At 63.3% G+C, this 12,385-nt stretch carries 11 protein-coding genes; 7 read left to right on the forward strand and 4 right to left on the reverse strand.

Annotation, left to right across the window (positions count from 1 at the left end; translation table 11 throughout):
• Window positions 1–18: 18 nt before the first annotated feature.
• The 3 genes from pth to LB551_RS00460 all read right to left on the reverse strand — a co-directional run bounded on the left by pth (window position 19) and on the right by LB551_RS00460 (window position 2,830).
• Window positions 19–747, reverse strand: coding sequence for an aminoacyl-tRNA hydrolase (gene pth, locus LB551_RS00450; protein WP_224657831.1), 729 nt, complete (start codon window positions 745–747; stop codon window positions 19–21).
• 23 nt (window positions 748–770) lie between these two features.
• Window positions 771–1,409 carry a 50S ribosomal protein L25/general stress protein Ctc gene (locus tag LB551_RS00455; protein WP_140496025.1) on the reverse strand — a complete coding sequence of 213 codons (639 nt, stop codon included), beginning with the start codon at window positions 1,407–1,409 and terminating at the stop codon, window positions 771–773.
• Between the two features lie 386 nt (window positions 1,410–1,795).
• Window positions 1,796–2,830, reverse strand: a complete 1,035-nt coding sequence (locus LB551_RS00460; RefSeq protein ID WP_224657832.1) for a class I SAM-dependent methyltransferase — start codon at window positions 2,828–2,830, stop codon at window positions 1,796–1,798.
• 321 nt (window positions 2,831–3,151) lie between these two features.
• On the opposite strand from LB551_RS00460, the gene LB551_RS00465 reads away from it, so the two are divergent.
• The 6 genes from LB551_RS00465 to LB551_RS00490 all read left to right on the forward strand — a co-directional run bounded on the left by LB551_RS00465 (window position 3,152) and on the right by LB551_RS00490 (window position 10,065).
• Window positions 3,152–5,122 (forward strand): putative bifunctional diguanylate cyclase/phosphodiesterase, encoded by a 1,971-nt coding sequence (locus LB551_RS00465; RefSeq protein WP_224658174.1) that lies wholly within the window; start codon window positions 3,152–3,154, stop codon window positions 5,120–5,122.
• A gap of 297 nt (window positions 5,123–5,419) precedes the next feature.
• Window positions 5,420–5,977: an FMN reductase gene (gene msuE / locus LB551_RS00470; RefSeq protein WP_224657833.1), complete on the forward strand. Its 558-nt coding sequence runs from the start codon at window positions 5,420–5,422 to the stop codon at window positions 5,975–5,977.
• Between the two features lie 33 nt (window positions 5,978–6,010).
• Window positions 6,011–7,369 (forward strand): LLM class flavin-dependent oxidoreductase, encoded by a 1,359-nt coding sequence (locus LB551_RS00475; RefSeq protein ID WP_224657834.1) that lies wholly within the window; start codon window positions 6,011–6,013, stop codon window positions 7,367–7,369.
• 24 nt (window positions 7,370–7,393) lie between these two features.
• Window positions 7,394–8,242, forward strand: a complete 849-nt coding sequence (locus LB551_RS00480; protein ID WP_140550013.1) for an ABC transporter permease — start codon at window positions 7,394–7,396, stop codon at window positions 8,240–8,242.
• A gap of 48 nt (window positions 8,243–8,290) precedes the next feature.
• A complete protein-coding gene (locus tag LB551_RS00485) occupies window positions 8,291–9,289 on the forward strand; it encodes an ABC transporter substrate-binding protein (RefSeq protein ID WP_224657835.1) in 999 nt (332 codons plus the stop codon).
• Between the two features lie 17 nt (window positions 9,290–9,306).
• Window positions 9,307–10,065 carry an ABC transporter ATP-binding protein gene (locus LB551_RS00490; RefSeq protein WP_224657836.1) on the forward strand — a complete coding sequence of 253 codons (759 nt, stop codon included), beginning with the start codon at window positions 9,307–9,309 and terminating at the stop codon, window positions 10,063–10,065.
• Between the two features lie 40 nt (window positions 10,066–10,105).
• On the opposite strand, the gene LB551_RS00495 is transcribed toward LB551_RS00490, so the two are convergent.
• Window positions 10,106–11,329 carry an MFS transporter gene (locus tag LB551_RS00495; RefSeq protein ID WP_140666080.1) on the reverse strand — a complete coding sequence of 408 codons (1,224 nt, stop codon included), beginning with the start codon at window positions 11,327–11,329 and terminating at the stop codon, window positions 10,106–10,108.
• A 152-nt stretch (window positions 11,330–11,481) separates the two neighbouring features.
• Between LB551_RS00495 and LB551_RS00500 the strand changes: the two genes are divergently transcribed.
• Window positions 11,482–12,351: an AraC family transcriptional regulator gene (locus LB551_RS00500; protein WP_140556082.1), complete on the forward strand. Its 870-nt coding sequence runs from the start codon at window positions 11,482–11,484 to the stop codon at window positions 12,349–12,351.
• Window positions 12,352–12,385: the final 34 nt, after the last annotated feature.

Here is a 12,385-nt window from a genome sequence, read left to right on the forward strand (position 1 = left end):
CGCCCCATGGACCCAAGCTCAGTCCTTGTTGCCGAACAGTTTCTTCAGCATGGCGGCCATCGGCCCGCTCCCCGGCAGCTTGGCGGGCGCCTGTTGCGGGCGGGCCTGGCGGACGTGGCTTTGCTGTTTCGGCGCCTTGGGCGGCGGGCGATCGTCGTCGCCGGTCGGCACGAGCTTGTCGCGCAGCGCCAGCGTGATGCGGTTCATGAAGGAATTGTCGTCGCCCTTGGCGAGCAAGCCGGCGTCGTCGGCGATCGCGTCGAGCAACACGTCCAGCCATTCACGGTCGGCCTTGGCGAAATCGCCGAGCACATGGCCGTGCACCATCTCCTTGACGCCGGGATGGCCGACCCCGATCCGTACCCGGCGATAGGCATTGCCGACATGCTGGTCGAGCGAGCGGATGCCGTTGTGGCCGCCCGAGCCGCCGCCGACTTTGACCCGAACTTTGCCCGCTGCAAGGTCGATCTCGTCGTAGAAGACGGTCAGCGCCCCGGGGCCGAGCTTGTAGAAGCGCAGCGCTTCGCCGACCGACTGGCCGGACCGGTTCATGAAGGTCTGCGGCTTGATCAGGATGATCTTTTCGCCGCCGAGCGTGCCCTCGGCGATCAAGCCTTGGAATTTCTTAGACCAGGGCGAAAAGGGGTGGCGGTGGGCGATCGCGTCCACCGCCATGAAGCCGACATTGTGCCGGTTGGCGGCATATTTCGCGCCCGGATTGCCGAGGCCTGCAAAGACAAGCGGCATCGTCAGCTCCGGGCGTGAAAAAGTTACTTCTCTTCGGCGGCGGGAGCCGCCTCAGGTGCAGCCTCGACCGTCTCTTCCGTTTCCGGCTTCATCGCCGACGAACCGGCGACGGTCGCGATGGTGAAGTCGCGGTCGGAGATGACGGGCTTGACGCCGGCCGGCAGCTTAACCGACGAGATGTGGATCGAATCGCCAATGTCGGCGCCGGTGAGATCGACGGTGATGAATTCCGGGATCGCATTGGCCGGGCAGTGGAACTCGACCTCGTGACGCACGATGTTGAGCACGCCGCCGCGCTTGATGCCGGGCGACTTGTCCTCATTGATGAAGTGGACAGGCACGTCGACATTGACCTCGGTGTCCTTGCCGATGCGCAGGAAGTCGACATGGACAGGGAAATCCTTGACCGGGTCGAGCTGGAAGTCCTTCGGCAGGACCTGGATCTTCTTGCCGTCGACATCGATCGTGGCGATCGTGGTCAGGAACCCGCCGCCGTGGATCTTGTAGTAGATGTCCTTGTAGGTGAGAGCGATCGCCAGGGGAGGCTGCTTGTCACCGTAAATTACTGCAGGCACTTTACCGTTGCGGCGAACTGCACGGGCGGACCCCTTACCGACCTGTTCGCGCGCTTCGGCCTTGAGCTCGTAAGTATCGTGGCTCATGGCACTTCCTTTCGCGTTGTTCTGGAGCGTTTGCGGTTGGCAATTGCGCCTGGACCGTAAACGTCGAAAGCCGCCGGGTGAGGCGGCCTTCCGCCGCGTTGCCTCCAAGGGTGTCTACGCGGGTGGCGGCTCTATAGCGGAAGGCGGCCGGAGGTGCAAGCCAAAGGCAACCATCCAAAGGCAATGGCTCCCCGGGGCGGGACGACTCGCCCGGCCGAAAGCGCTCGAGGCCTCACGCCGGCGCCCAGTCCACGATTGTCGCCGGAGCGGGTCAGTGTTCGATAAAACCGCCGACCCGCTCCAGTTCTTTGTCGTTACGCAATTGCCGGGGGAAAGCGCTACGTGTTTTTCCCGGGGAAGCCGTTGCGCACTTTTCCTGGAATTGCCTACCCGCGCTTTTCGATGACGCCATACAGCACGTTGCGGTTCTCGCCAAAGAACACCTGCGCCTCGACGGTGTTGCGGTCGACGCTGGCATTGATGATGTTCCACATGTCGGCCTCGGAGCGCAGCAGCAGCACCCAGTCCATGAACGTTTCCCGATAGCCGGCGTCGGGATTGCCCTCGGCGTAGTTGGCAAAAAGGAACCTGCCGTTCGGCTTCAGCATCTGCAGGCAAGTCTTCGTGAGTTTCACGGCGACGTTGTGCTGGAGGTAGTCGTAAAGGCCGGAGGCGTAGATGAGGTCGAACTTGCCCAGCTTGTGGCCCCTGGTGAGCACGGTCCGCACCGAACCGTCGACGGCCTCGACCGCGGTCCCCTGGAAGTCGCGCGCGATCAATCCAACGCTCTGAGGATCCTGATCGAGCGCAACCCAACGCTTGAGGCGGCCCTCGGCCAAGGCGGTCGAACGATTGGCCTCGCGCAAATGACCGGCGGCGATCGCCAGCACCTCGGCTTGCGGTCCGCTCTTGTTCGCCGTCTCGTCGACATACCGGGTCAGGAGATCGCGCCGTTCCCGCGCCGCCACGCAGGACGGTACGTCCTTGGTATGGCTGTAGAGTGCTTTCCCGGTGTCCGAGGCGGCGGCCACGCTTTCGGCCACGTGCGGATCACAATAGATGTAGTCAAGCAACTGCGCGTCGCCGGAATAGCCCCTCGGCTTGGTGAATGACCACCGGGTGAGCGGGTCCTGGAGAAAGTAGTCCAGGATCGGATGGTTCTGCGCCACCGGGATCAACGCTTGCCAAACGTCGGGATGAACCTTGGACCGCAGGGCGTTGAGGTAGGACAGCAGGCGACGAACGATCTCGGCAGGGTCTTTGCCTTCCTCGACCTGCTGGTGTGTGGCGTGGAGAATGAGCGCTAGCTCGGCACGGGCGGTTTCGAACGCCTCGCCGTGATGCTCGGGCTTTTTTCGAGGAAAACTGCCGGCGATCATCTCGGCAGTGATTAGGCTTTGGCCATCAAAGACACCTTGCACACCCGCACTCCATAGTTAACAGTCAGTTAACTTATTGCGTAGAATACTGGATTTGCCAATGTCGTCCCGAACGCATTTTAACGGTATGCTTAATTTCCCGCCAACCATGTTCGCGCGTTAAAACCCGCCGCATTGGATTCCCGGCCCGAATTAACCGAAATTTGTTTCGCGCCGTTGCATTGTCGTGCGAGGTGCGCAGTCGCCGTCGCGTCCAGGGAGTTGGCCCGCGTGGGGGCAGAAGCCAAAAAAGAACTTGGAACGCAAAATCCCCTTCAACCAGGATTTGTCGAGAGCGAACGCGTGTCATCCAGACTGGCCGACATGGCGCATGTAGAGCCGTACGAAGCCCGCTACGAACCGGGCCCCGACGAGCTTCGCGTCCTTTACCGGAGGGAAGCCCAGGCGAAGCGAAGACTGGAAGCCCGGCCTGGGCTCTGGATCGCCGTGGCCATCTATCTCCTGTTTTCGGCAACGGATCTGCTGCTGATCCCGGACGTGGCGGCCTATACGATCATGGCGCGCTTCGCCGTCGGCGTGACCGCGCTGTCGATCCTGGAGGCGCAACTTCGCCGGGGAGTGGCCACCGAATGGCTCGACGTGACTTGCGCCGGGGCCATCATTTTCGGCTATATCGGCTGGTTGTTCCCGGCCTTTATGAGTGCGGACAAGGAAAGCGTCGCTTACTATATGGTATTCGGCACCATCTTCATGATGAGTGCAAATCTATTCTTTACATTCAGTTTCAACTTGTCGATCGTGACGTCAACCATCATCATGTGTGTCTTGTATGTCGTGAACTATTTTGTGCCTGCCACGGCAACATACAAAATGGTATTCGGCGCCTTCTATGTTTCGTGCTTCACTTTCACGTCCTATGTGAACTGGAAGCTGAACGAGGAACGCTACAACGTCTTCCTGAACGCGCTGGAAGCCAAAATCCAGCACAAGGAAGCCACCGAACGCGGCAAGGCCCTGCTGCGGCTGTCGCGGACCGATCCGCTTACGGGGCTGGAGAATCGACGGGCGATCGACGAAAAGCTGCGGGACTACTGGGGGGAGTGGCAAAGGGTCGGCACCAGTTTCGTGGCGATGCTCATCGACGTGGACTTCTTCAAAAAGTTCAATGACTGCTACGGCCACCAGGAGGGCGACCGTTGCCTTATCCACGTCGCCAATGCCCTGCGGGATATGATCAGGGAATATGATGGCTCGATCGGTCGCTACGGCGGCGAAGAATTCATCGTCCTGGCCCGCATGGAGAACAAGGATCAGATCATAGATATCGCGGAAGCCATTTGCCGCACCGTCGAGAACCTTGCGCTTACCCACGAACTGCGGCGCGACGGCATCTCGGTCGTGACGGTAAGCGTTGGCGCTGCATTCACCAGGACGCAGACCGGTGCCAAGCTGGAGAAGATCATCCACGAGGCCGATCGCGCACTCTATCTGGCAAAGGCAGGCGGTCGAAACTGTGCCCGGCTGTTCGACCCAACCGATCCCCAGAGCAGCGACGAGAGCGAGAACATTGCGGCTTTGCTGAAGATCGCGATCGGCCAGGATCTCGTTTCACTGGTCTATCAACCGATCCAGGATGTCGCGACGGACCGGGTGGAAGCGGTGGAGGCCTTGATGCGCCTCAAAATGCTGGACGGCACATCGGTCCCGCCGAGCCTGTTCATCCCCGTAGCGGAGCGAACCGGCGCCATCCTGGAACTCGGGCGCTGGGCTATCAGGACTGTGTGCGCCGAACTCCTTGCGCACGATCATGTGCGCGTCGTCAGCGTCAACGTCTCTCCGATCCAGCTCAAGACTCCCGGCTTCGCGGCGTCGGTCGCGACCATCCTGGGCGAGACCGGCGTAACCGGCAACAGGCTGGCCTTCGAGATCACCGAGGGGCTGGAGATGGAGATGCATTCGGACATTCTTCGCTGCATCAGCGACCTGAAGCTGCTGGGGATCAAGATCTGGCTCGATGATTTCGGCACCGGCTTCGCGGGCCTCTCGTGGCTTCGTCTGATCGATTTCGATACGGTGAAGATCGACCGCTCCTTCCTTCACGACTGCGCCACCCCGAACGGCAAGGCAATGCTCCAGGACATTGTCACCCTGGTCCGAAACCGCGGCCACAAAATCCTGGTCGAAGGGGTTGAAACGGACGAGCAGATGGCTCTCATGCGCGAATTCGGCATTGACAAGGTCCAGGGCTTTCATGTCGGCCGTCCCGCTCCGGCCGGGAGTTTCCAGGCAAAGCGGACCGTCAAGCGCCCATTCACCGTGCTGAAATCCGCCTGATCCGGCTGGGGCAGGTCCCGCCGACCAGGTGGCGGGTCCTGACGATCGCTCGTCAATGCGTGGCGCAGTGCCATGTTGGGCAAGAACACCGTCAACCGTTCCGAGGAAGGCCCAACCGCGACCGTCGGTGTCCGAGAGCGGCGAGACCCCATCGGCGAAAGTCCGCATCTGCCGAACCACTGAAAGGCGCTGCGGCGCAAACTCAATCTCCCTATCCCGCCAGTTTTGAAATCTTCTCGCTCATTTAATTCTACCAAATCGGTAGTCTTAATGAATAAGGACCGCGAGGAGAGCCCGATGACGAACAAGCTGGTGGTGGGAATATCCGGCAACCTGACCCGCCCATCGAAGACCAAGGCCTTTATCAGCCATATCGCCGGCGAGACGGCGAACCGCATCGGGGCGACCTCGGCTATATACGATATTGAAAATCTCGGTCCGTCGCTGCCGGCGGCACGGCGCCTCGGCGATCTCGATCCCGCGGCCCGCGCCATCGTCGAACAACTGGTCGGCGCCGATGTGCTGGTCGCGGGGTCGCCGACCTTCAAGGGCAGCTATACCGGGCTCTTCAAGCATTTGTTCGATCTGCTCGATCCGTCGTCGTTGCGCGGGAAACCGGTCATCCTTGCCGCGACGGGCGGCGGCGAACGCCACTCACTGATCGTCGAACATCAGCTGCGGCCGCTGTTCGGTTTTTTCGAGGCGCTGACCGTGCCGACCGCGATCTACGCATCGGACAAGGATTTCGCCGACGGCGTCCTGGTGTCGGAGGCCATCCATGCCCGCGCCCGGCAGGCGGTTGCCGAGGTTTCCCGCGCCGTCGGGACGGCACACAGCGTCGGCCTCGCCGCCTGAACTCCAATGGTTTTCGAACAGAGGGACCCAGCCATGACCATCAAATCGAGACAGATCAAGCTCGGCGCCTTTCTACCCGGTGGCGGCCAGCATGTCGCCGCCTGGCGCCATCCCGACGCTCCGGCCGACGGCGCGACCAATTTCGAGTTTCACAAGCAGCTCGCGCTGACCGCCGAACGCGGCCTGTTCGATGCCTATTTCCTCGCCGACAACCTGACGGTCGGGCTTGGCGCCCGCGAAGGCGGCAACGCCAAGATCGCGGGCTTCGAACCGGTGACTTTGTTTGCGGCGCTGGCGCCGCTGACGACGCATCTCGGATTCATCGCCACGGCCTCGACCACCTATGAGGAGCCCTATACGCTTGCCCGTAAGTTCGCCTCGCTCGACCTCTTGTCGAATGGCCGGGCCGGCTGGAACGTCGTCACCTCGGCCGGCGACGACACGGCGCGCAACTTCAACCGCGACATCCAGCCCAACCATGCCGAGCGCTACGCGCGAGCGCATGAGCATGTCGAGACGGTCAAGGCGCTGTGGGACAGCTGGGAGGACGACGCCTTTATCCGCGACAAGAAAACGGGCCGCTTCTACGACAAGGACAAGCTCCACGACATCGACCACAAGGGTGAGCATTTCAGTGTCAAAGGACCGCTCAACGTGCCGCGCCCGGTGCAGGGCCACCCCGTGGTCGTGCAGGCGGGCCAGTCCGAGGATGGGCGCAAGCTAGCGGCCGCCTCGGCTGAAGTCATTTTCACCGCGCATCAGAACCTTGCCTCCGCGCAGGAATTCTATCGCGACATCAAGGCCCGTGTGGCGGCGGCCGGCCGCGACCCCGAACAGGTGCTGATCATGCCGGGCGTGGCGCCCTTTGTCGGCCGCACCGAAGAAGAGGCGCGAGCCAAGTATCAGCAATTGAACGACCTGATCCTGCCCGAGGACGGCGTCGCGCTGCTCAACGGGCTTGCCGGACAAACTCTCGATCTCAGGGGCTATCCGCTCGACGGACCGCTGCCGCCGAGCCGCGAAACCGAAGGCATGAAAAGCCGCCAGGCGCTGATCCGCCAGATCGCCGACGAGCACAACTTCTCCATCCGCCAGCTCTATCAATGGGTCGCGACCGCACGAGGCCACTACACCGTGATCGGCAGCGCCACCCAGGTCGCCGATCAGTTGGAGGAGTGGTTCAGCAACGAAGCCGCCGACGGGTTCAACATCCTGCCGCCATGGCTGCCCGGCGCGCTAGACGATTTCGTCGACCTGGTGATCCCGGAATTACAGCGGCGCGGCCTGTTTCGTACCGCTTACGAGGGCAGGACGCTGCGCGAGAATCTTGGCCTCAAGCGGCCGCAGAACCCCTGGACGGTCGCCCGTTCGACCGTGCTCGCCGCCGAATGATGCGTTGAAGCGAAAGGCATGACGATGACTTTGCAGCACATTGAACGGCCGACCGGCATCGGCGCGCAGGAAAACGGCAACGGGCTCGGTGCCGATATTCTGAGCCTCGCTGGCCGAACCCTGGCGCGCCTGCTGTCGCGCTATGGCGTGCTTCTGGGTTTCCTGGCGCTCTGGCAGGCGGCGGCGAGTGGCGGCTGGGTCAATGCCGCGGTGTTGCCGCCGATCGACATGATCGTCGTAGCGCTCTGGAAGGGCCTCGCCGGGGGCAGTCTGCTCGGCGACGTCGCCATCAGCCTGCAGCGCGCCGGCCTCGCCTTCGCCGCGGCGGCGACGGTCGCCATCCCGCTCGGCCTCGTCATGGGTCAGGTCCGCAGCGTCGAGACGGCGCTCGATCCGATCCTGCAACTGTTCCGGCAGACCTCGGCACTGGCGCTCTATCCCGTCTTCATCCTGCTTCTGGGTCTGGGTGAGGCCTCCAAAGTGTTCGTCATCTTCTGGGCGACGCTGTTTCCGCTGCTGCTCAACACGATCAGCGGCGTCAAGGAGGTCGATCCGAAGCTGCTCGAAATGGCGCGCGTCTACGGCGCCCGGCGGCTGACCATATTCCGGCGCGTCGTGCTGCCGGGCGCCGTGCCTTCGATCTTCGTCGGGTTGAGGCTCGGCGCGACCACCGCGCTGCTGCTGCTGATCGCCTCGGAAATGATCGGCGCCAACAAAGGCATCGGCTTCCAGGTGATGAACGCGCAGTACAATTTCCAGATCCCGCTGATGTTCGCGTCGATCGTGATCCTGGCCGCGCTCGGGCTGATCGCGAACCAGGTGCTGGTCAGCCTGCAGCGGCGGCTTTGCCGCTGGAGCAGTTCCGCCGGTTGAATAGCCGCCCCCATCATCGTCATTTCTTGAAAAGTGAAAGGCCGGATCATGACCATCACACGCCGCTCCCTGCTTCTGCGCGCGCCTCTTGCCGCCGGCATCATCGCCGTCGGGTTACCGTCGATCGCGCGGTCGCAGGCCGCTTCCGTCAAGATACGCTATCTCGCCAGCCGCGGGAGCATCTCTCCGCATGAGCTCGCCGACCAACTCGGCTATTTCAAAGGCCTCGGCATCGAGCTCGAGAATGTCGGCTATGCCGGCGGCGGTCCGGAATCGTTGTTCGCGCTCGCCTCCGGCAGCGTCGACCTGGGTTCGGCCGCCACGCCGGCGGTGATCAACTCGATCGCCGGCGGCAACGACTTCGTCGCCGCCTATCCGAGCAACGGCATCAACAGCCAGGTCAAAAGCGTCTTCTATGTGCTGGAGGACAGCCCGATCAGGTCGATCGCGGACATCGCCGGCAAGACGATCTCGGTCAACACGCTTGGCGCCCATCTCGACTACGCGGTGCGTGAGGCGCTGCACAGCGTCGGCCTGCCGCCGGATGCCGCCAAGCTCGTCGTCGTGCCCGGGCCGCAACTCGAGCAGACCTTGCGCTCGCATCAGGTCGATGTCGCCGGACTCGGCTACTGGCAGGCGACTTTCGCCGGCGCCCTGGTAGCCAATGGCGGTGTGCGCGGCGTGTTCAACGACGCCGACGTGCTGGGCGAGATCGCGGGCGGCTTCGTCGTGCTGCGGCGGAATTTCATCGTCGCCAATCGCGACGCCGCCAAGAACTTCGTCGAGCAGTCCGCGCGTGCGGCCGACTGGTCGCGGCAGAACCCCGACGAGGCACGCAAGGTGCTGGCCGAAATCCTCGACAAACGGGGCGAGAACGGCGAACTGGCGCGCTACTGGACGGGTTTCGGCCTGCGCGAAAAGGCCGTGGCGACCGACCGCGACATCGACTTCTGGGTGGCTGTGCTCGAGCGCGACGGCCGCTTGCCGAAAGGCAAGCTCAAGGCTGCCGACATCCTCTACCGGCCAGGCGAAACCAAGACCAATTGAGCAAGGGGGCACCCAGCATGGCCACAGCACGCGGCGAGGTCACGATCCGCGACCTGTCGAAGTCCTTTGCGCTCGGCGGGCGCTCGCTCGCCGTGCTGCGTTCGCTCAATCTCGACATCCGCCCCGGCGAGTGCCTGGTCATTGTCGGCGCCAGCGGATCGGGCAAGACGACATTGCTGCGCATCCTTGCCGGGTTGGAGACCGCCGACGAAGGCGCCGTTGCGATCGACGGCAAGCAAATAAAAGGCGTCGGCGCGGAGCGGGCGGTGATCTTCCAGGAACCGCGCCTGCTGCCCTGGCTGAGCGTGCTTGGCAATGTCGCCTTCGGCCTCGAAGTTCGCGGCGTGCCCAAGGCGCAGGCCGAGCAGAGGGCGCGCTTCTACATAGCGCTGGTCGGTCTTGCCGAGTTCAGCGATGCCTACCCGCGGCAGCTTTCGGGCGGCATGGCGCAACGCGTCGGCATCGCCCGGGCGCTGACGGTGCAGCCCGAGATCCTGCTGCTCGACGAGCCGCTCGGCGCCCTCGACGCCATGACCAAGATCTCCATGCAGGAGGAACTGTCACGCATCTGGAGCGAGGAGAACGTCACCATGGTCATGGTCACCCACGATCTGGAGGAGGCGATCTATCTCGCCGACAGGGTGCTGATCCTGCCCAAGGAGAAAGGCGGCGCAGCGCGGCTGATCAGCGTCGACCTGCCGCGCCCGCGCGACCGCAGCGAAAGCCGCTTCGTGCGCCACCGTGAAGAGTTGCTGCGCGAATTCGGCCTGCACTGAGGCTTCGACGCATTCGCGCATGCCGAGGCGTCTTTCCCGGCTAAGCCTTCCGCGCTTCCTTCATGTTGGGCAGGAACACCGTCAACAGGCCCAGGAACGGCAAATACGAGCAGATCTGGAAAACGAAGTCGATGCCCTTCATGTCGGCCACGATGCCGAGCACGGCTGCCGCTATGCCGCCGACGCCGAAGGCGAAGCCGAAGAAGATGCCGGCGATCATGCCGACGCGGCCCGGCACCAGTTCCTGCGCGAAGACGACGATGTTGGAGAAGGCCGACGACAGGATCAGGCCGATCAGCACCGTCAGCACCATCGTCCATTCCATGTTGGCGTAGGGCAGCGCCAGCGTGAAGGGCAGCACACCGACGATGGAGAACCAGATCATCGCCTTCTGTCCGTAGCGGTCGCCGAACGGACCGCCGAGCAGGATGCCCAGCGCCGAGGCGCCGAGGAACAGGAACAGCATGACCTGCGACATCTGCACCGAGACGCCGAACTTATGGATGGCGTAGAAGGTGTAGTAGCTGGAGAGGCTGGCGATATAGGCGTTCTTGGTCAGCACCAGCAGCGTCAGCACGGCCAGCGCGCCCATCACCTTGCGGCGCGGGAAGGGCGAAACGAAGCTGGACGTCTTGCGGTTCGCCTGCGTGGCGCGCAAGCGGCTGTACCAGCCGCCGACCTGCCACAACACGACGATGCCGATCAGCGAGCCGACGGCGAACCATGAAATGCTGGTCTGGCCGAAAGGCACGACGATGAACGCCGCCAGCAGCGGTCCCATGGACTGGCCGAAATTGCCGCCGACCTGGAACAGCGACTGTGCCAGGCCGAAGCGGCCGCCGGAGGCGAAGCGGGCAATGCGCGAGGATTCCGGATGGAAGATCGCCGAGCCGATGCCGATCAGCGAAGCGCCGATCAGGAGCAGCGTGTAGTGGCCGGCATAGGCAAGCACGATCAGGCCGATCAGCGAAGAGGCCATGCCGTAGGGCAGGGAATAGGGCATCGGCCGCTTGTCGGTGATCATGCCGATCACCGGCTGCAGCAGCGACGCGGTCACCTGGAAGGTGAAGGTCAGAAGGCCGATCTGCCAGAAATCGAGGCCGTAATTCTCCTTCAACAGGGGATAGATGGCCGATAGCAGCGACTGCATGATGTCGTTGATGCAATGGCAAAAACTCACCGCCAGGATGACGGTGAAGGCCGTCGCCTGAGCTGAAGCATGGCTGGCGGTCGCGGGAGGGGCGACGGCTGTCGTATCGGTCAAGGCAGGCTCCGTAGTCTTTTTGGCGGGTATATGCCACAGGCAAGCTGGCGGACGCTCCTGCGGCCGCCCTGGGAACGGATGGCTTATAGGCTGCTTGCGGGACGACTTCTTTCGTGGTTTGGTCCAATAGTTTCGCAAGTGGGCCATAGCTTATGCCGCACGGCAGGGAAATTTTTCACGCTGGTAGTGCCGACCTCGAGCAGTTGCACGAGCGTCGCTGGCTATGGCTGGAGCAAGTGGCAGGGCCGGCGGTGGCGTTGCCGACCGAATATCCCGACGGCTACCATGTGCCGCGGCACCGCCACAGCCGCAGCCAGTTGCTGCATGCGCTGGTCGGTGTCGTGCTGGTGACGACGCGGCACGGGCGCTGGATGGTGCCGCCCGATCACGCCATGTGGATTCCGGCGGGAACCGAGCATTCCGTCGAGATGCTGGGCGATGTCTCGATGCGCTCGGTCTATGTCATGCCGGGAGCGATCCCCGGACTGCCGGAAGGCTTGCGCGTCGTCGGCGTCACCGACCTGATGCACAGCCTGATCGTGGAATCGGAGAAACTGCCGCAAGGCGGCGTGCTGGAAGGGCGCGGCGGGCTGATCATGAATCTCCTGCTGCACGAAATCCCGACTTTGCCGGAGCGGCCGCTTGGCCTGCCGTTCCCTTCCGATCCCAGGCTGGCGGCGCTGTGCCGGCGTTTCGTGGCGGCACCGTCGCCGCGCGCGACAATCGACGAGTGGGCGGACGCCGCCGGCATGAGCCGACGCTCCTTCACGCGCGCCTTTCATCGCCAGACCGGACTGTCGCTATCGACATGGCGCCAGCAAGCATGCCTGTTCGCGGCGCTGCCGAGGCTCGCCGATGGCGAGCCGATCACCCGGGTGGCGCTCGATCTCGGCTATGACAGCGTGCCGGCCTTCATCACCATGTTCAAGCGCATGCTGGGTGCCTCGCCGCGCGGCTATATGCGCGGCGCGCGAGATGCCGGCGAAAACCCGCGGCGCATAGGCGGTCCGATCGCCGCTTGAGGCAGCGCCGATAGCATCAAGCTGATGCGCCAAC

It is taken from the genome of Mesorhizobium sp. BR1-1-2, assembly GCF_020165435.1.
Lineage (GTDB): Bacteria > Pseudomonadota > Alphaproteobacteria > Rhizobiales > Rhizobiaceae > Mesorhizobium.

Coding starts and splice junctions, on each gene's coding strand:
- pth (WP_224657831.1), bottom strand. CDS start 747: ATGCCGCTTGTCTTTGCAGGCCTCGGCAATCCGGGCGCGAAATATGCC.
- LB551_RS00455 (WP_140496025.1), bottom strand. CDS start 1,409: ATGAGCCACGATACTTACGAGCTCAAGGCCGAAGCGCGCGAACAGGTC.
- LB551_RS00465 (WP_224658174.1), top strand. CDS start 3,152: ATGGCGCATGTAGAGCCGTACGAAGCCCGCTACGAACCGGGCCCCGAC.
- msuE (WP_224657833.1), top strand. CDS start 5,420: ATGACGAACAAGCTGGTGGTGGGAATATCCGGCAACCTGACCCGCCCA.
- LB551_RS00475 (WP_224657834.1), top strand. CDS start 6,011: ATGACCATCAAATCGAGACAGATCAAGCTCGGCGCCTTTCTACCCGGT.
- LB551_RS00480 (WP_140550013.1), top strand. CDS start 7,394: ATGACTTTGCAGCACATTGAACGGCCGACCGGCATCGGCGCGCAGGAA.
- LB551_RS00485 (WP_224657835.1), top strand. CDS start 8,291: ATGACCATCACACGCCGCTCCCTGCTTCTGCGCGCGCCTCTTGCCGCC.
- LB551_RS00490 (WP_224657836.1), top strand. CDS start 9,307: ATGGCCACAGCACGCGGCGAGGTCACGATCCGCGACCTGTCGAAGTCC.
- LB551_RS00500 (WP_140556082.1), top strand. CDS start 11,482: ATGCCGCACGGCAGGGAAATTTTTCACGCTGGTAGTGCCGACCTCGAG.